Genomic DNA, 17,060 nt, shown 5'->3' on the forward strand with positions numbered 1-17,060 from the left:
GCCCACTGTGACCCGCTGGGTACCCGGCCCGCGCGACGTCGAATAATCGGGCGCATGGGACGAATCGATCTTCGAATCTTCACCGAACCCCAGCAGGGCGCGTCCTACGACACGCTGCGCACCGTCGCCAAGACCGCCGAGGACCTCGGCTACGACGCCTTCTTCCGGTCCGACCACTACCTGAAGATGGGCGACGCCGACGGTCTCCCGGGCCCCACCGACGCCTGGATCACCCTGGCCGGCCTGGCCCGCGAGACCCGCCGCATCCGGTTGGGCACCCTGGTCACCTCGGCCACCTTCCGCCACCCGGGCGTGCTCGCCATCGAGGTGGCCCAGGTCGACGCCATGTCCGGCGGCCGCGTCGAATTCGGTTTCGGCGCGGGCTGGTTCGAGGCCGAGCACGCCGCCTACGGCATTCCCTTCCCGGCCCGGAGGTTCCCCCGCTTCGAGGAGCAGCTGGCGATCGTCACCGGCCTGTGGTCGACGCCGGTCGGCGAGACCTTCTCCTTTGCCGGCGAGCACTACACGCTCACCGATTCCCCGGCGCTGCCCAAGCCCGCGCAGCCGCGTATCCCGGTCATCATCGGCGGCATGGGCGCCGAGCGCACCCCGCGCCTGGCCGCGCGGTACGCGACCGAGTTCAACGCGCCGTTCCAGTCGGCCGAGGCGAGCGCCGAGCAATTCGAGCGAGTCCGCATGGCCGCCAAGGACACCGGCCGCGATCCGCACGACATCACCTTCTCCAACGCGCTGGTCGCCTGTGTCGGCGCGAGCGATGCCGAGGTGGCGCGGCGTGCGGCGGCCATCGGGCGCGAGGTGGACGAGCTGAAGGCCAACGGCCTGGCCGGCAGCCCGGACGAGGTGGTCGAGAAGATCGGCCGCTATGCCGAGATCGCCGGTACCAGCCGGGTTTACCTGCAGATTCTGGATCTGTCCGATCTGGATCACCTGGAGCTCATCGCAACTCGCGTGATGAGCCAGCTGGGCTGAGACCGGCTTGCGGGACGGCCGGACCGCGGCTTATCGGGCGGCGCATTCAGTAAAGCTAAGGTAAAGTCCGGTTCGTCCGACCTGTGGGGGTTCGGGAACTCCGGGCCCCCACAGCGCGTTGGACGAGTAGCTTCAATGGCCACGACCGACGTGAGCCGCGACTCCAGAAAGGGACGCACGGAAATGCGCTCCACATCCAACCCGGTCTTCCGGAACTTGCAGCCGCAGCAGGGCGGCTACGCCGGCTTCGGCTCGGCGCCTGGAGCCGGACAGTTCCCCAACAACCCGTACGGTCAGCAGCCGCAGTACCCGGGCTACCAGCAGCCCTACCAGCCGGCCGTACCGACCACCCGCCCGATGACCATCGACGATGTGGTGCAGAAGACCGGCATCACCCTCGGCGTGGTCACCCTGACGGCGATCCTGTCCTACGCGCTCACCTCGGCCAACCACGGCCTGGCCGTGCTGTTCCTCGCGGTCGGCGGCCTCGGCGGCTTCGCGCTCGCCATGATCATGACCTTCGGCCGCAAGCAGGACAACCCGGCGCTGGTGCTCAGCTATGCGGCGCTGGAAGGCCTGCTGCTGGGCTCGTTCTCGTTCCTGTTCACCAATGTGCAATTCGGCGGCGTCGGCGGATCCGGCCTGATCGCGCAGGCGGTGCTGGGCACCTTCGGCGTCTTCTTCGGCATGCTGGTGGTCTACAAGACCGGCGCGATCCGCGTCACCCCGCGCTTCACCCGCATGATCGTGGGCGCCATGATCGGCATCCTGGTGCTCATGCTCGGCAACCTGGTCGCCAGCTTCTTCACCGCCGACGGCTTCGGCCTGCGCTCGGGCGGTACCCTCTCGATCGTGTTCAGCCTGGTGGTCATCGGTGTCGCGGCCTTCAGCTTCCTGCTGGACTTCGACGCCGCCGACCAGCTCATCCGGGCCCAGGCTCCGGAGAAGGCGGCCTGGGGCGTGGCGTTCGGCCTGACCGTCACCCTGATCTGGCTGTACCTCGAAATCCTGCGCCTGCTGAGCTACTTCCAGGACAGATAGTCGAACAGCCGCTTCGCGGTTGAGAGAGATTTTCGGGGGCCAGGCCCTCGAACCCCCAGTTCGTCCGAGACGAAAAGAGTGGGCGGGCATCGGAATCCGGTGCCCGCCCACTGCTGTGTAGCCAGCCTGAGAGCGTTCAGTCGTTGGTCACCACCTCCTCCAGGACGTCGGTGGCGACGTGATTCTCGCCGCAGTCCGCGGCGAGAACTCCGACGCTGGAGCAGTTGCGCAGGCGCAGCGGCAGGATCTCCTGGTAGGCGGCCGACTCGTACCAGTCGGTCACGGCCTGATAGTCGGGGAACTCGATGACGATGACGATCGCACTGGCCGGACCCTCGATCACCCGCTGCGTGCCGCCGTGCACGATGAACTTCCCGCCGTAGGGCGCCAGCGTGCCGTCGATGCGCTCCAGGTATTCCACGATCTCGGCATTGATGTCGACGTCCCACAGATTGGCTATGGCGTAGGCGGGCATTTCGGGCTCCTCGGTCGGATTGCTTTGCTGCCCTTGATATTTCCGCCCGCGGGGAACGAAGTCGATTACTCGCCAGGTAAAGCCGGCTCCTGAGAGGGTGTGGCCCGCCTTCCCCAAACGAATTGGGCCGCCCGACCGTGAGGTCGAGCGGCCCTACTAATGCCGTAGCTCAGCTACGGGTATCTCGTGCCTCAGCTCAGGCGCTCGATGATCATCGCCATGCCCTGACCACCACCGACACACATGGTCTCCAGACCGAACTGCTTGTCGTGGGTCTGCAGGTTGTTGATGAGGGTCGCGGTGATGCGGGCACCGGTCATACCGAACGGGTGGCCGAGGGCGATGGCGCCACCGGAGACGTTCAGCTTGTCCAGGTCCATGTTCAGCTCACGGGCGGAGCCGAGCACCTGCACGGCGAAGGCCTCGTTGATCTCGTACAGGTCGAGGTCGTCGATGGTCATGCCCGCGGTCTTCAGGGTGTTGCGGACCGCCTGGATCGGGCCGAGGCCCATGACCTCCGGGGACAGGCCCGAGACGCCGGTGGCCACGATGCGGGCCAGCGGGGTCAGGCCCAGCTCGCGCGCCTTGACGTCGGACATGACGACCAGGGCGGCCGCACCGTCGTTCAGCGGGCAGGCGTTACCGGCGGTGATGGTGCCGTCGGCGCGGAAGACCGGCTTCAGCTGCGAGATCTTCTCGTAGGTGGTGCCGGCGCGCGGGCCGTCGTCGGTGGTGACGATGGTGCCGTCGGGCAGGGTGACCGGGGTGATCTCCCGCTCGAAGAAGCCGGACTTGATGGCCTCCTCGGCGCGGTTCTGCGAGCGCACGCCCCAGTGGTCCTGGTCCTCGCGGGAGATGCCGGTGTAGGTGGCGACGTTCTCCGCGGTCTGGCCCATGGCGATGTAGACGTCCGGGAGGATGTCGTCGTTGCGCGGGTCGGTCCAGGTGGCGTTGGACTCGGCGGTCGCCTTGGTGCGGGCCTCGGCCTCGGCGAACAGCGGGTTGTGCGAGTCCGGCCAGCCGTCGGCGGTGCCCTTCGGGAAGCGCGAGACGGTCTCGACGCCGGCGGAGATGAACACGTCGCCCTCGCCGGCCTTGATGGCGTGGAAGGCCATGCGGGTGGTCTGCAGCGAGGACGAGCAGTAGCGGTTGACGGTGACGCCCGGCAGGGAGTCGTAGCCCAGCTGCACGGCCACGGCGCGCGCCATGTTGAAACCGGCCTCACCGGCGGGCTGGCCGCAGCCCAGGTGCAGGTCGTCGATGTCGGAGACGGCGAGCGAGGGCACCTTGTCGAGGGCGGCGCGCACCATCTGCGCGGCGAGGTCGTCCGGCCGCATGCTCACCAGAGAACCCTTGCCAGCGCGGCCGATGGGCGAGCGGGCGTACGAAACGATGACGGCCTCAGCCATGAGGACTCCTTTTTTGCTGGGGTGATCCTCTTCGAATTTACGACGGGTGTGTTCGGGCTCAAACATCCGGTATGCCCGTATCCCAACTACTGAACTGTGGGATATCGCTCACTCTCGCGGCTCTCGCGCCGCGCTGCCTGCCGGCAGCGCGGCACGGACAGGGTGAGAACGCGGCACGGACAGGGTGAGAAATGGGGCAGCACAGCGATGGAGTTGGCTTACCCGGGCAGGTCGAGGCGCGATACTGGGCGGATCAGGATGTTCGGCAAGTCGATGAAGGTGGGTCACCCTGGGACGTCGAAGGCGCTGTGCGCCGGGATGTTCGGCATGTCGGTGTACACGGTGACGATGATGTGCCCGGGCCCGGTGTCCTGGAACAGGGCGTAGTGCTCGCTGCCGTAGAAGCCGGCCAGCACGGGAACTCGATATTCGCCGGCCGCGCCGGTGTCCACGTTCCGCCACGCGACGGTGGCCACGGTGATGCACTGCGGGGCGAAGCTGTACTCGCCCGGATCGAACCCGGCGACCGGCAGCGCCTGGATGCTGATGATCGCCCGGCCGGGCCACTGCGGGCCGATGTCGGCCCAGGATCGGATATTGCCGCCACAGATCAGCGCATCGTGATAAACGCTCGGGACCTGCGGGAATTCGACGGTCGCGGCCTCCGCGGGCGCGGCCGCGACGATCATGGTCGCGAGGCCGGAGGCGGCGAGCAGGGAGGCGGCGGGCACGCTCGTCGGCATCCACATAGGGCCGATCGTAGTTCGCGGCGCCGTGATATCTCCGACGTGCGCGTGGGCGCGGATCTCCTTTCTGCAACGATAAGGGGTATGCGCATCGCTAACCATGTCGTCGATCTGATCGGAAACACCCCGCTCGTTCGGTTGAACTCCGTGGTGGGTCCGAACTCGGGACTGGTGGCGGCGAAGGTGGAATACCTGAACCCGGGCGGCAGCTCGAAGGACCGCATCGCCGTCAAGATGATCGACGCCGCCGAGAAGGCCGGGCTGCTGAAGCCCGGCGGCACGATCGTCGAACCGACCTCCGGCAATACCGGTGTGGGCCTCGCCCTGGTCGCGCAGCAGCGCGGCTACAAGTGCGTGTTCGTCTGCCCCGACAAGGTCAGTGAGGACAAGCGGAACGTGCTGCGCGCCTATGGCGCCGAGGTCGTGGTCTGCCCGACCGCGGTCGCGCCGGAGGATCCGGACAGCTACTACAACGTCTCCGACCGGCTGGTGCGCGAGATCCCGGGCGCGTGGAAGCCGGACCAGTACTCCAACCCGGGCGGCCCGGAATCGCACTACGAGACCACCGGCCCGGAGATCTGGCGCGACACCGAGGGCAAGATCACACACTTCGTGGCGGGCGTCGGTACCGGCGGCACCATCACCGGCACCGGCCGGTACCTGAAGGAGATCTCCGGCGGCAAGGTGAAGATCGTCGGCGCGGACCCGGAGGGCTCGGTCTACTCCGGCGGCACCGGCCGCCCGTACCTGGTCGAGGGCGTCGGCGAGGACTTCTGGCCCACCGCCTACGACCCGGCCATCCCGGACGAGATCATCGCCGTCTCCGACGCCGACTCCTTCGAGATGACCCGTCGCCTGGCCCGTGAGGAGGGCCTGCTGGTCGGCGGCTCCTGCGGTATGGCCGTGGTGGCGGCGCTCAAGGTCGCCGAGCGCGATCCGGACGCCGTGGTGGTCGTGCTGCTGCCGGACGGCGGCCGCGGCTACCTGTCCAAGATCTTCAACGACCAGTGGATGAGCTCCTACGGCTTCCTGCGCACCCGCCTCGACGGTGCGGACACCGAGGTGCACGTGGGAGACGTGCTGCGCGGCAAGTCCGGTGAGCTGCCGGACCTGGTGCACACCCACCCGCAGGAGACGCTGCGCGACGCCATCGAGATCCTGCGCGAGTACGGCGTCTCGCAGATGCCGGTGGTCGGTGCGGAGCCGCCGGTGATGGCGGGCGAGGTCGCGGGTTCGGTCACCGAGCGCGATCTGCTGTCGGCCGTCTTCGAGGGCCGCGCCAAGCTCACCGACCCGGTCGCCAAGCACATGAGCCCGGCCTTCCCGCTCATCGGCGCGGGCGAGCCGGTCGCGGCCGCCACCAAGCTGCTGGAGTCCACCGACGCCCTCATGGTCGTCGAGGACGGCAAGCCGGTCGGCGTCATCACCCGCCACGACCTGCTCGGTTTCCTCAGCACCGGCGCCCTCTCCTAGGTCGCAGCCGAGTATTCGCCGCCCGCCGGAACCGCAGCTGGTTCCGGCGGGCGGTCTGCTTTTCGCGGCTGCTCATCTCCCGAATCCGACGGTACGGAACCACCAGAGCGACGCCAGCGTCCATGCCAGCACGAAGCTGGTGAAGACCAGGGCGCCGAGGATCGGCAGCAGCCAGCCCGGCGTCCGCTTCAGCCGCAGCGTCAGCATTTTCGAGGCGAAGGCGCCGTAGAACACCACGCCCGCGACGGAGTGCGCCATGACCCGGCCCGTGACGCCCCGGCCGAACTGGAAGCCGAAACTGTAGAGGCAGTAGAAGGCCACCGGCAGGCTGAGCAGGAAGGCCAGCACGCCGCACAGCCGGTGGTAGAGGTGCACCGATCGCGGCGCGTGGAACCGGTAGATCCAGACGGCGGTCACCAATTGGCCGCCGATCAGCACCAGCACCACGCTGCTCAGATACGCCTTGAAGATCTGCGGTGCGGAGAAGCCCCAGGTGGGCAGGGGCTGGGCGCCGGGCCAGTAGTGGGTGCCGGCCATCCCGAGCGCGATCGCGACCGCGGCGCCGGCCAGCAGCACCGGCACCGCGATCAGATTGCGCCGAGACGCGGTGAAAACGTCTGTCAGCAAGGACATCTCGCCTCTGTGAATGGTGTTGTCAGAAGGGGCATTGGAGATACCTCGGCGGGTTACAGCCGTCAGGTGCGTCGTCCGCGGTGCGGGCCGCGAGATGCACCGTTGCGGGGTCTTTATATTGCGTGAAGATTGGGACGAATGTGATTTGTGGTAACCAATGTGGATTTGCTGAGCTGTTACTTTTGGAATGTGAAACGCCGATGAACGGCAAGAAATCAGGCAAATATCGGTATATCGCGATCTTGGGGCGATATTTTTCTGTGATCCGAAACACTTTGCGTTTGGAATTGAATCACCAGGTCAGCGCATGTATTAATGCAGGTCCCGGGGCTGCCAGACGGGCCAGTTCACCTTCTGTTCACTTTTGATTCAGGCTGTGTTAACAACACGCAATCAAGCTGTGACCTTGTCGGAAACAGACCGCAAGTCTGAATGGCGCAAGGAGATGTGAACACACATGCGGAACGTGATCACTACATCGGTGCAATGAGGCACCGCGGCCGGAAGGTCGCAAAGGTCTCCACTGCACTCCGCGCAGTGTGCCAAACCCATTGACCCATACCGGGTTTCACAACAGCATCCACAACAGCCCGAGGTACGCAGACGGGGGTCGTGAGACGCCCGAATGGTCCTGCGCTGCCTTCTTCAGGCCCGCGAGCCCGAAACCGAACAGGAATCCAAATTCGCCATGCCCAAGAATGTTATGACTGCTCTCAGTGACCCTGCTAGACGTAGCAAGGTAGTTGCCACCGCTCGTACGGCCGGCGCCGCCGCCCTCGCTCTGGGCGTCTTCGGCTCCATCATCACCGCCGCCGGCGCCGCCGCCAGTGGAGATGTCCAGCCGGCCGCGCTGAAGGCCTCCCTGGCCGTCGCCGCGCCCGCCGCCGCTCCGGTCAAGGAACAGCCCGCTCCCGCTCCCGCGGCCGAAGTTGCGGCTCCGGCCCCGGCGCCCATGCCGGCCCCGCTGCCCGCTCCCGAGCCGGCTCCGGCCCCCGCGCCGCCCGCCCCCGCCTACGGGGACAACCTGGACGGCTGGATCCGCCACGCGCTGGACATCATGGCCCAGCACGGCATCCCGGGTAGCTACGACGGCATCTACCGCAACATCATTCGCGAATCCAGCGGCGACCCGCAGGCGATCAACCTGTACGACTCCAACGCGGCCATGGGCATCCCGTCCAAGGGCCTGCTCCAGGTGATCGACCCGACCTTCAACGCGTACCACGTCGACGGCACCGCCTTCGACGTCTGGGACCCGGTCGCCAACATCGTGGCTGCCTGCAACTACGCGGCGCACCGCTACGGCTCGATGGACAACGTCTTCAGCGCCTACTGATCCGGTCCGACGACGTACCGGACCACACCGCGATGGCCTGCCCCATGAGGGGCGGGCCATCGTGTCGTCTCGGCTCGCGGTGCCCGTCGCGGAGTCTCGGCGGCGGTCCTACCGCCATTTAGCCAATCTCAGGCATCTGATTTGGCAACTATTTCGCAAACTAGCGAACTCGACGATCGACCAGGCGTATAACGACCCCGAAGAGCAGTTCCGGCACACGGCCGGAACGGATAGCGAAGGGACGGGGTCATGCACACCTCGAGTTCGGCTATCGATATCCAGATCGGACAGGGGCTCTCGAACGCGTGGAGTTCCATCGCCACGTGGGTGCCCAAATTCGTCGGGTTCCTGGTCATTCTGTTCATCGGCTGGCTCGTGGCCAAACTCGTGGCCAAGCTGGTGACCCGGATCCTGAACCGGGTCGGGTTCGATCGGCTGGTGGAACGCGGCGGCATCAAGGACATGCTGGCCCGCGGCAGTTACGACGCCACCGGCATCATCGCCAAGCTGGCCTACTACGCGATTCTGTTGATCACGTTGCAGCTCGGCTTCGGCGTCTTCGGCCCGAACCCGGTGAGCACCATGCTCAACGGCATCGTGGCCTGGCTACCCCGCTTGGCGGTCGCCATCGTCATCGTCTGTATTGCGGGCGCGATCGCGCGCGTCGTGCAGGACATGGTGTCCAACATGCTGAGCGGTCTGGACTACGGCCGCACGCTGGGACGCATTGCGGCGGTGTTCATCTGGGGCATCGGCATCATCGCGGCCCTCAACCAGATCGGGGTGGGAACATCGGTCACCATGCCGATTCTCATCACGGTGCTCGCCACGATCGGCGGTGTCCTCATCGTCGGTCTCGGCGGTGGCCTGATCCGGCCCATGCAGGAACGGTGGGCGGGCTGGCTCGACGCCATCGAGGGCGAAATGCCCGAGGTGAAGGGGCATGCGCAGGCCTATCAGCGGGGCCGTGAGGATGCGGCCCGCCAGCGGCAGGCGCAGGAGGCGGCCATGTGGGCGCAGCGCTCGGCGACCCGGCCCATGATGGCGGGGCAGGGCATGGGCCAGATGCCTCCGGGCAAGTGGGCCGAGCCCGAAAGTGGCCAGATGGGTTACGGGCAACCGGGATACGGTCAGTATGGCGGCCACGGACCGGGCGGCGGGGGCCAGATGCCGCCGCCGCAGCCCGGCCAGATGCCGCCGCAGCAATCCGGCCAGATGCCGCCGCAGCAATCCGGCCAGATGCCGCCGCAGCCCGGGCAGATGCCGCCGCCGCAGCCCGGGCAGATGCCGCCCCAATCCGGCCAGATGCCTGCACAACCCGGCCAGATGCCGCCGCCCGGACAGCCGATGCCGCCCGGACAGCCCCCACGTTCCAGCGGGCAGATGCCGCGGCCCGGCAGTCAGGACCGGGGCGATCGCGACGACATGGGCTGATCCCACGCAGCCGGAAACCGAGCAGCCCCGGGGCTTCCACCCCGGGGCTGCGTCATCGTGAGGTCAGGAGGCGCGGGCCAGCGAGCAGACGCCCGCCAGGCGCAGGTGGAGCCAGTCGGCGTCCTGCCAGTCGAGCAGGGAGCGGGGGATGACGGCCTCGGCTTCGCGCAGGTCCTCGAGGATGCCGCGGGCGTAGCCGGCCAGCAGGACGCTTGCCGGGACGAGGCCGGAGTTCTCGACGCCGAGGTCGAGGATGTCGCGGATGGCCGCGGCATGCTGGTCGATCGCTGCGGACACACCGGGGAAGACGGCCGCGGCCTCCGCGGCGGGGGCTCCGTGGGTGCGCTGCAGGCGGTTCAGGGTTTTACGCGCCGAAACGACGAGCAGGGCGGAGCCGGGCACAAACACCCGGTGATGCTAGCAATCGACCGGCACCTGGGGGACCGGCTGTGACATATCGCGCAATTCGCCGGAACTGCCGGTCAGCGGAACGCTTTCGCGCCTGTCAGGGCCTCGCCGAGGACGAGCTGATGCACTTCGGCGGTGCCCTCGTAGGTGAGGACGGACTCCAGGTTGTTGGCGTGCCGCAGCACCGGGTACTCGAGGGTGATGCCGTTCGCGCCCAGGATGGTCCGGCACTCGCGCGCGATCTTGATGGCCTCGCGGGTGCTGTTCAGCTTGCCGGCGCTGATCTGCTCGTTGGAGATCTCGTGCCGGTCCTTCAATCGGCCGAGGTGCAGCGCCAGCAGTTCGCCCTTGCCGAGTTCGAGTGCCATGTCGGCCAGTTTGGCCTGGGTGAGCTGGTAGGCCGCCAGCGGCTTGTCGAACACCTCGCGGGTCCGCGCGTATTCGATTGTGGCGGACAGGCAGTCGCGGGCCGCGCCGAGCGCGCCGAAGATGATGCCGAAACGCGCCTCGGACAGGCAGCCCAGCGGCGCGCGGAGTCCGCGGGCCTCGGGCAGCAGGGCGTCGGCGGGCAGCCGGACGCCGTCGAGGGAGAGTTCGGCGGTGATCGACGCGCGCAGCGACAGCTTGTGCTTCATCTCGCGAGCGCTGAAACCCGGTGTGTCCGTGGGCACTACGAATCCGCGGATCACATCCCGCTCACCCTCGCGCGACTGCGCCCACACGACGGCCACATCCGCGACCGACCCGTTGGTGATCCACATCTTCGACCCGTCGAGGATCCAGTCGTCCCCGTCTCGCCGCGCTCGCGTCCGCATGCCGCCCGGGTTCGAACCGAAGTCCGGCTCGGTCAGCCCGAAGCATCCGATCACCCGGCCCGCCGCCATCTCCGGCAGCCACCGCAGCTTCTGCTCCTCGGACCCGTACTTGTGGATCGCGGTCATGGCCAGCGACCCCTGCACCGAAACCATGCTGCGCACACCCGAATCCACGGCCTCCAGTTCCAGGCAGGCCAGCCCGTACGCCGTGGCCGAGGTCCCCGCGCACCCGTACCCGTCCAGATGCATCCCCAGCAGCCCGAGCTTCCCCAGCTCCGGCGCCAGCTCCCGCGCCGGAAACGTCCCCGCCTCGAACCACTCCGCCACGCGCGGCCGCAATCGCTCCGCGGCGAAGGCGCGCACCGTATCCCGGATCGCCCGCTCCTCGTCACTGAGCAGGGAATCGATGGCGAACAGCTCGTCCACGGTGACCATGGGCCCACCCTAGAACCGCCGCCGCCGGACTCACAATGCCGCGCCGGGTCGATAGCGCCGGGCCGGGCGACGGCCGGCAGCGCCGGGTCCGGTGCCGACGGCTCCGGCGCCCCGCTCGCTCTGCGGGGTGGACCAGGGGTTTCCGCTCCGAGCGGGGTGTCGGCCGTGGTCGTTCGACGCGCGGGCAGCGGTGGCGGCGGTGCGGGCCCCGACCCGGGGCATGGGCGAATCTGCAGCTTCCTTAGGCTGTTCGCATGAGCGAGCTGGGTTTCTCCACACGGGCGGTGCACGCTGGGTTCGATCCGGACCCTCAGACCGGTGCGGTGAACGTGCCGATCTATGCGAGTTCGACGTTCGCCCAGGACGGTGTCGGCGGGATGCGCGGCGGGTACGAGTACGCGCGCACCGGGAACCCGACCCGCACGGCGCTGGAGGCGAACCTGGCGGCGCTCGAATCCGGTACCTACGGGCGGGCTTTCGCCTCGGGTATGGCGGCCACCGACTGCGCGATCCGCGCGAACCTGCGGCCCGGTGACCACATGGTGATCCCGAACGACGCGTACGGCGGCACCTTCCGGCTCATCGACAAGGTGTTCACCCAGTGGGGGATCGAGTACTCGGTCGCGCCGGTGTCGGATGTGGACGCGGTCGCCGCGGCCATGCGCCCCAACACCAAGCTGGTGTGGGTCGAGACGCCGACCAACCCGCTGCTGAACGTCGGCGATATCGCGGCGCTGGCCGAGGTGGCGCACGCGGGCGGCGCGAAGCTGGTGGTGGACAACACCTTCGCCTCGCCCTACCTGCAGCAGCCGCTGCTGCTGGGCGCGGACATCGTGCTGCACTCGACCACCAAGTACCTGGGCGGGCACTCGGATGTGGTGGGTGGAGCGCTGATCACCGACGATCAGGAGATGGACGCCAAGTTCGCGTTCCTGCAGAACGGTGCGGGCGCGGTCCCCGGTCCGATGGACGCCTTCCTCACCATGCGCGGCATCAAGACGCTGGCCCTGCGCATGGACCGGCACTGCGACAATGCCGAGACCATCGCTGAATTCCTCGCGAACCACCCCAAGATCGCACAGGTCATCTACCCCGGCCTGCCCGAGCACCCCGGCCACACCGTGGCCCAGAAGCAGATGCGCCGCTTCGGCGGCATGATCTCGGTGCGCGTCCACGGCGGCAAGGATGCGGCCCTCGCCTTCTGCGCCAAGACCAAGATCTTCACCCTCGCCGAATCCCTCGGCGGCGTCGAATCTCTCATCGAGCACCCCGGCGCCATGACCCACGCCTCCACCGCCGGCTCGGCCCTCGAGGTCCCCGCCGACCTGGTCCGCCTCTCCGTCGGCATCGAGGACATCAGCGACCTGCTGTCGGACATCGAGCAGGCCCTGGCTTGACCGCCTCCCCGCGCCTTTAGCGGGCGGCCGGGTGCCGTGCTCGGTCACGGCACCCGTGCCGGGGGTCGGGATCCGAACGGATTTCGGGGGTACCCGGTGAGTTACCCCGGCCTCCCGAAATCAGCTGTCGCGTTCCGAAAAACAAAGCGCCGCACCATTTTTGGTGCGGCGCTTCGCTGTTCGCGGCCGGTACCGACAAACATTGCGGCCCCGGAGTCCGGATGGACCGGGGCCGCGAATCCGTCGGTCGCAAATCAGCTGTGGTAGGGCTCCGCGGAGACCAGCGTCACCTTCATGGTGTTGCCATTGGGCAGGGTGTATTCGCGGGTTTCGCCGACCTTGGCGTTGATGAGGGCGCCGCCCAACGGGGAGTTGGGGGAGTAGGTCTCGAGGTCGGCGCTGCCGAGGCCCTCTTCGCGGGTGGCGATGAGGAAGGTCTCGGTGTCGGTCTCGTCGCCGTCGTAGTAGACCTTGACGACCGAGCCGGGCAGGGCGACGCCGGACTTGGTGGGCGCGACGCCAACCTTGGCGTTGTTCAGCAGCTCCTGCAGCTGGCGAATGCGCGCCTCCTGCTGGCCCTGCTCCTCACGCGCCGCGTGGTAACCGCCGTTCTCCTTGAGGTCGCCCTCTTCACGGCGCTCGTTGATTTCGGCCGCGATGACGGGACGGTTGGCGATGAGCGCGCCGAGTTCGCTCGTGAGCCTCTCGTGCGACTCCGGGGTCAGCCAAGTCACGGTCTCAGTCATCTCGATCACTCCCTAGTAGTTGTCCCCGGCAAGCCGGGATTCCCTGATGCCCGCTACCGTGGCCATCCGGAGATGGGCACAGCAGCCAGTGGACAGCCAGAGCGATCCCTGGGGAGAGTCCCGACAGCGCCGGCCGTCAATGCAGCAAACACGGCTCCGAACGTCGGAACCGTGTATCGCGTCATTTTAGCACGATTCGGAAAGGCGCAGGTAGAAGCGTCAAAGCGGGTCGCTTAACGGACGATTCACCCGGCGCGCAGATAGGCCGGCACATGGTCGGTGCACCCGTAGACATTGCCGGCGCCGGCCCGTCGGGTGGTCTTGATCGTGGTGACCACGCGGACGGTGCCGGAGTCGGAGCCGGGCACCAGGATCTCGCGGCGGCCGACCTCGTCGGAGTCGCCGTCCATGGCGCGCACGAAGCAGACGACCGCCTGGCCCGGATCCTTGCGTGTCACTTTGAAATCCACGCTGACCGTGGAGTCGTCGACGATCGTGTAGCCGATCCGATCCGGTTCGATGGCCTGCGGCCCGTAGGTGCGGTAGCCCAGATAGGCGACCCCGAGCCCGGCGAGGATGACGACCGCTCCGAGGGCGTAGGGGAGCCAGCGGCGGGTCTTCCGAGGCGCAATCCCGTACCGGTCAGCCGGTCTTTCACTCATATCGGGGACGCTCCCGGGGGGTAGGTCGGAACAAACAACGATCGGATGGAACTATAGGGAATGCATATCTGATGCCTGTGTCTGGACTCGGCACGTGCGGTCAGGGTCCGGCGGCGGAAGCTTGCGTAACCACGCAGGACCCCTGCACGTGCCAATTGATACAGCTCGACGCTACGAGGTGAAAAACGTGATCGGTGAGGTGAACGAGAAGTGAGTGGTCTTCGCCTCATGGCGGTGCACGCGCATCCCGACGACGAATCCAGCAAGGGCGCGGCGACGACCGCGCGCTATGCCGCCGAAGGCAATGACGTGCTGGTCGTCTCCCTCACCGGTGGGGAACGCGGCGACATCCTGAACCCCGCCATGGACACCCCCGGCATCAAGGACCGCATCACCGAGGTCCGCCGCGAGGAGATGGCCGCCGCCGCCGAGGCGCTCGGCGTCCGCCAGACCTGGCTCGGCTTCGTGGATTCCGGTCTGCCGGAAGGCGATCCGCTGCCGCCGCTGCCCGAGGGCAGCTTCGCGCTGGTGCCCCTGGAGGAGGCCACCGAGGCGCTGGTGCGTGTGGTCCGCCAGTTCAGGCCGCACGTCATGACCACCTATGACGAGATGGGCGGTTACCCGCACCCGGATCACATCATGTGCCACAAGGTGTCGGTCGCGGCCTTCGACGCGGCGGGCGATCCGGAGCGGTTCCCCGACGCGGGCGAGCCCTGGCAGCCGCTCAAGCTGTACTACAACCACGGCTTCAGCCTCACCCGGCTGGAGGTATTCGCCGACGAGTACGCGCGCCGCGGCGAGCCCTTCCCCATGCAGGACTGGATGGACCGGATGCGCAAGTACGCCGCCGAGCGCGGCGACATCATGGCGCGGGTCACCACCCAGGTAGAGTGCGCCAAGTATTTCCCGCAGCGTGACGACGCCCTGCGCGCCCACGCCACCCAGATCGACCCCAACGGCGCCTTCTTCGCGATTCCGCTCGAGATGCAGCAGCGACTGTGGCCCACCGAGGAGTTCGAGCTGGCCAAGACCCGGGTCAAGACCGCGATCCCGGAGACCGACCTGTTCGCGGGAATCGACGAGGCCGATTCCGGCTTCGACGCCGCCGACACCGAGGACACCGACCGATGATGCTCACGCTGCTCGCCCAGGGCACCAACTCGCCCACCGGACCCGAGTTCGGCAAGGCGTCCCCGCTGGGTCTGGTCATCGTGCTGGTGCTGCTGGCCGGCACCATCCTGCTCATCCGGAACATGAACAGGCACATCAAGAACCTGCCCGCCGAGTTCTCCCCGGAACATCCGGAGGCGGACCAGGAGGCCGACGAGGGCACCGAGCACGGCATCGCGGCGAGCGAGGATCACGAGGCCGCGCAGGCGGAGGACACCGAGTCCGAGCCGCGCAGCGAGACCAAGCCGGAAGCCACCAACGGCACCGCCTGAATCCCCTCGGCATCCCACGACCCCGGTCCGGTGACCGGGGTCGTGGCATGTCCGGGGGCCGCCGGAACAAACGGCGAATCGGTGCTGAATCGTGCTGATCCCCGAATTCCTTCGGCCTCACCGCTTTTCGCTGACCCGGCCGGTTTGCCGCTGCTGCTGATCCAGGTCGGCACGGCCGAACTGCTGCTCAGTGATTCCGAGGGCTTCGCGGCCGCCGCGGGGGCCGCGGGCGTCGATGTGACGCTGTCGCCCGGTGAGGCGGCGGCCGCCACCGACGAGATCGCGGCCTTCCTGCGCAAGCATCTCGGCTGAGGCCGGGATTCAGACCAGCGTCCCGGTCTCGTACGCGGGCAGCCGGTAGTCCTCGGCCTTGGGCTCGAACAGCTTCCGGGTCAGTGGGAGCATCGGGCCCGAGGTCATGATCCGCATGTTGAGCCGGCCCAGGGCAGTCAGGACCTTCGACTTCGGGAGCATCATCTGGATGCCACCGCCGGGAAGTTCCTTGGCCGCGTCCAGGAACGGGGTCACCCGCTCCTCGTAGCGGGCCAGCGCGCCGGGCAGATCGTCCGGGGTGGCGGCGATTTCGCCGGTCAGGATGTACGCACCCACCAGCGCCATCGCCGTGCCCATACCGGTCAGGGGGGAGCCGCAGTAGCCCGCGTCGCCGGCCAGGGTGACCCGCCCGGCGGCCAGGGTCGGCATGTCGATGCGGGCCAGCACGTCGAAGTAGAAGTCGGGTGCGTCGGGCATGGCCGCGAGCGCGGTGGGCGCGTGCCAGCCGGCCTCGGCGAGCATGTCGGTGATGAGGCGCTGCTGGGCGGTGACATCGCGGCGCAGCGCGGGGTTCTCCGCGGTGCGGAGGGTCAGGATGGCCTTGGCGGTGCGCGGGTCGCGGTCGGGGCGGATGCCGACGGCGGCGCTGGGCACCGAGTGCATGGCGAACCAGCCCGGCTTGGCGTCGGCGGGGGTGGGCATGGTGAAGAAGGCGGTGTAGCCGCCCAGGTACGTGGAGAACTGTTCCTCCGGGCCGAAGGCGAGGCGACGGACCGCCGAGTGCACGCCGTCCGCGCCGACCACCAGATCGAAGCGCCCGGTCGCGCCGGAGCCGAAGCCGACGGTGACGCCGGTGTCGTCCTGGTCGAGGGTCTCGATCCACTCGCCGTAGCGGTAGTCGAGCTTGCCCGGAGTTTCGGCCAGCAGATCGAGCAGCACCTGGTTCAGATCGCCGCGGGTGATCTCGATTTCGGCGATCGGGCCCTTGCCGTCGAAGGCCTCCATCGGCAGGGCGGCGTATTCGGTGCCGTTGCGGTCGACCCAGGCCATGCCCAGCTCTTCGAGCTGGTATTTGCGGATGCCCGGCATCAGGCCCATGCGCTCGGCGACCTCCTTGCTGGCGGCGCGCAGGTCGACGGCCTGGCCGCCGGGGCGGGGCGCGGTGGCGCGCTCCACGACGGTGACCAGGGCTCCGGCCCGGAGCAGTTGCAGCGCAACGGCATTGCCGGCGATGCCGCCGCCGGAAACGAGGATGTGCAGCGAGTTGGCGGTGGTGTTCATGGTGTCGGGCCTCTCGGTTGGCTCTAACGTCTAAGACAAATGTACTAAATCGCTGGCACGATTG

Annotated in this window: 18 protein-coding genes; 9 read left to right on the plus strand and 9 right to left on the minus strand. The window is 67.9% G+C overall.

Annotated features, from left to right (window positions below; translation table 11 throughout):
• The first annotated feature begins 63 nt into the window (after nucleotides 1–63).
• The gene (locus tag ACFXKA_RS28265; protein ID WP_364620863.1) at nucleotides 64–990 is read left to right on the plus strand and encodes an LLM class F420-dependent oxidoreductase; all 927 of its coding nucleotides are present in this window, start codon (nucleotides 64–66) and stop codon (nucleotides 988–990) included.
• Nucleotides 991–1,173: 183 nt separating this feature from the next.
• Nucleotides 1,174–2,031 carry a Bax inhibitor-1/YccA family protein gene (locus ACFXKA_RS28270; protein WP_364620770.1) on the plus strand — a complete coding sequence of 286 codons (858 nt, stop codon included), beginning with the start codon at nucleotides 1,174–1,176 and terminating at the stop codon, nucleotides 2,029–2,031.
• A 136-nt stretch (nucleotides 2,032–2,167) separates the two neighbouring features.
• On the opposite strand, the gene ACFXKA_RS28275 is transcribed toward ACFXKA_RS28270, so the two are convergent.
• From ACFXKA_RS28275 to ACFXKA_RS28285, 3 genes are all read right to left on the minus strand, one after another.
• Entirely contained in the window at nucleotides 2,168–2,506 is a 339-nt protein-coding gene (locus tag ACFXKA_RS28275; protein ID WP_379429596.1) for a DUF1330 domain-containing protein, read from the minus strand.
• A gap of 191 nt (nucleotides 2,507–2,697) precedes the next feature.
• Nucleotides 2,698–3,915, minus strand: coding sequence for an acetyl-CoA C-acetyltransferase (locus ACFXKA_RS28280; protein ID WP_379380121.1), 1,218 nt, complete (start codon nucleotides 3,913–3,915; stop codon nucleotides 2,698–2,700).
• A 284-nt stretch (nucleotides 3,916–4,199) separates the two neighbouring features.
• Entirely contained in the window at nucleotides 4,200–4,664 is a 465-nt protein-coding gene (locus ACFXKA_RS28285) for a hypothetical protein (protein WP_379429597.1), read from the minus strand.
• An 81-nt stretch (nucleotides 4,665–4,745) separates the two neighbouring features.
• On the opposite strand from ACFXKA_RS28285, the gene ACFXKA_RS28290 reads away from it, so the two are divergent.
• Nucleotides 4,746–6,134 carry a cystathionine beta-synthase gene (locus ACFXKA_RS28290; protein WP_354833358.1) on the plus strand — a complete coding sequence of 463 codons (1,389 nt, stop codon included), beginning with the start codon at nucleotides 4,746–4,748 and terminating at the stop codon, nucleotides 6,132–6,134.
• 72 nt (nucleotides 6,135–6,206) lie between these two features.
• Here ACFXKA_RS28290 and ACFXKA_RS28295 read toward each other — a convergent pair whose 3' ends face one another.
• Entirely contained in the window at nucleotides 6,207–6,767 is a 561-nt protein-coding gene (locus ACFXKA_RS28295; protein ID WP_379429598.1) for a DUF6529 family protein, read from the minus strand.
• Nucleotides 6,768–7,470: 703 nt separating this feature from the next.
• On the opposite strand from ACFXKA_RS28295, the gene ACFXKA_RS28300 reads away from it, so the two are divergent.
• Both ACFXKA_RS28300 and ACFXKA_RS28305 read left to right on the plus strand, forming a co-directional pair.
• Nucleotides 7,471–8,103 (plus strand): transglycosylase SLT domain-containing protein, encoded by a 633-nt coding sequence (locus ACFXKA_RS28300; protein WP_379429599.1) that lies wholly within the window; start codon nucleotides 7,471–7,473, stop codon nucleotides 8,101–8,103.
• Nucleotides 8,104–8,352: 249 nt separating this feature from the next.
• A complete protein-coding gene (locus ACFXKA_RS28305) occupies nucleotides 8,353–9,537 on the plus strand; it encodes a hypothetical protein (RefSeq protein WP_379429600.1) in 1,185 nt (394 codons plus the stop codon).
• A 63-nt stretch (nucleotides 9,538–9,600) separates the two neighbouring features.
• On the opposite strand, the gene ACFXKA_RS28310 is transcribed toward ACFXKA_RS28305, so the two are convergent.
• Both ACFXKA_RS28310 and ACFXKA_RS28315 read right to left on the minus strand, forming a co-directional pair.
• Complete coding sequence (locus tag ACFXKA_RS28310) at nucleotides 9,601–9,945, minus strand: DUF6401 family natural product biosynthesis protein (protein ID WP_379429601.1); 345 nt, start codon at nucleotides 9,943–9,945, stop codon at nucleotides 9,601–9,603.
• Between the two features lie 74 nt (nucleotides 9,946–10,019).
• Nucleotides 10,020–11,195: an acyl-CoA dehydrogenase family protein gene (locus tag ACFXKA_RS28315; protein ID WP_354833366.1), complete on the minus strand. Its 1,176-nt coding sequence runs from the start codon at nucleotides 11,193–11,195 to the stop codon at nucleotides 10,020–10,022.
• A 254-nt stretch (nucleotides 11,196–11,449) separates the two neighbouring features.
• On the opposite strand from ACFXKA_RS28315, the gene ACFXKA_RS28320 reads away from it, so the two are divergent.
• The gene (locus ACFXKA_RS28320) at nucleotides 11,450–12,592 is read left to right on the plus strand and encodes a cystathionine gamma-synthase (protein ID WP_364620744.1); all 1,143 of its coding nucleotides are present in this window, start codon (nucleotides 11,450–11,452) and stop codon (nucleotides 12,590–12,592) included.
• 254 nt (nucleotides 12,593–12,846) lie between these two features.
• Here the strand turns inward: ACFXKA_RS28320 and greA are convergent, their stop codons facing one another.
• Together greA and ACFXKA_RS28330 are read right to left on the minus strand one after the other, a co-directional pair.
• Complete coding sequence (greA, locus tag ACFXKA_RS28325) at nucleotides 12,847–13,338, minus strand: transcription elongation factor GreA (protein WP_354833370.1); 492 nt, start codon at nucleotides 13,336–13,338, stop codon at nucleotides 12,847–12,849.
• A gap of 245 nt (nucleotides 13,339–13,583) precedes the next feature.
• Nucleotides 13,584–14,000, minus strand: coding sequence for a DUF4307 domain-containing protein (locus tag ACFXKA_RS28330; protein ID WP_354833372.1), 417 nt, complete (start codon nucleotides 13,998–14,000; stop codon nucleotides 13,584–13,586).
• Nucleotides 14,001–14,228: 228 nt separating this feature from the next.
• Here ACFXKA_RS28330 and mca point away from each other — a divergent pair, with 228 nt between their 5' ends.
• The 3 genes from mca (at nucleotide 14,229) to ACFXKA_RS28345 (ending at nucleotide 15,754) form a co-directional block, all read left to right on the plus strand.
• A complete protein-coding gene (mca, locus tag ACFXKA_RS28335) occupies nucleotides 14,229–15,131 on the plus strand; it encodes a mycothiol conjugate amidase Mca (RefSeq protein WP_379429691.1) in 903 nt (300 codons plus the stop codon).
• On the plus strand, nucleotides 15,128–15,442 hold the full coding sequence (locus ACFXKA_RS28340) for a hypothetical protein (RefSeq protein WP_379429602.1): 315 nt from the start codon (nucleotides 15,128–15,130) through the stop codon (nucleotides 15,440–15,442). The genes mca and ACFXKA_RS28340 overlap by 4 nt, the downstream gene beginning before the upstream one ends.
• An 81-nt stretch (nucleotides 15,443–15,523) precedes the next feature.
• Nucleotides 15,524–15,754 (plus strand): alpha/beta hydrolase fold domain-containing protein, encoded by a 231-nt coding sequence (locus tag ACFXKA_RS28345; RefSeq protein ID WP_379429603.1) that lies wholly within the window; start codon nucleotides 15,524–15,526, stop codon nucleotides 15,752–15,754.
• Nucleotides 15,755–15,763: 9 nt separating this feature from the next.
• On the opposite strand, the gene ACFXKA_RS28350 is transcribed toward ACFXKA_RS28345, so the two are convergent.
• A complete protein-coding gene (locus ACFXKA_RS28350; RefSeq protein ID WP_379429604.1) occupies nucleotides 15,764–16,996 on the minus strand; it encodes an FAD-dependent monooxygenase in 1,233 nt (410 codons plus the stop codon).
• Nucleotides 16,997–17,060: the final 64 nt, after the last annotated feature.

The sequence above is a fragment of the Nocardia sp. NPDC059228 genome (assembly GCF_042754245.1).
GTDB lineage: Bacteria > Actinomycetota > Actinomycetes > Mycobacteriales > Mycobacteriaceae > Nocardia.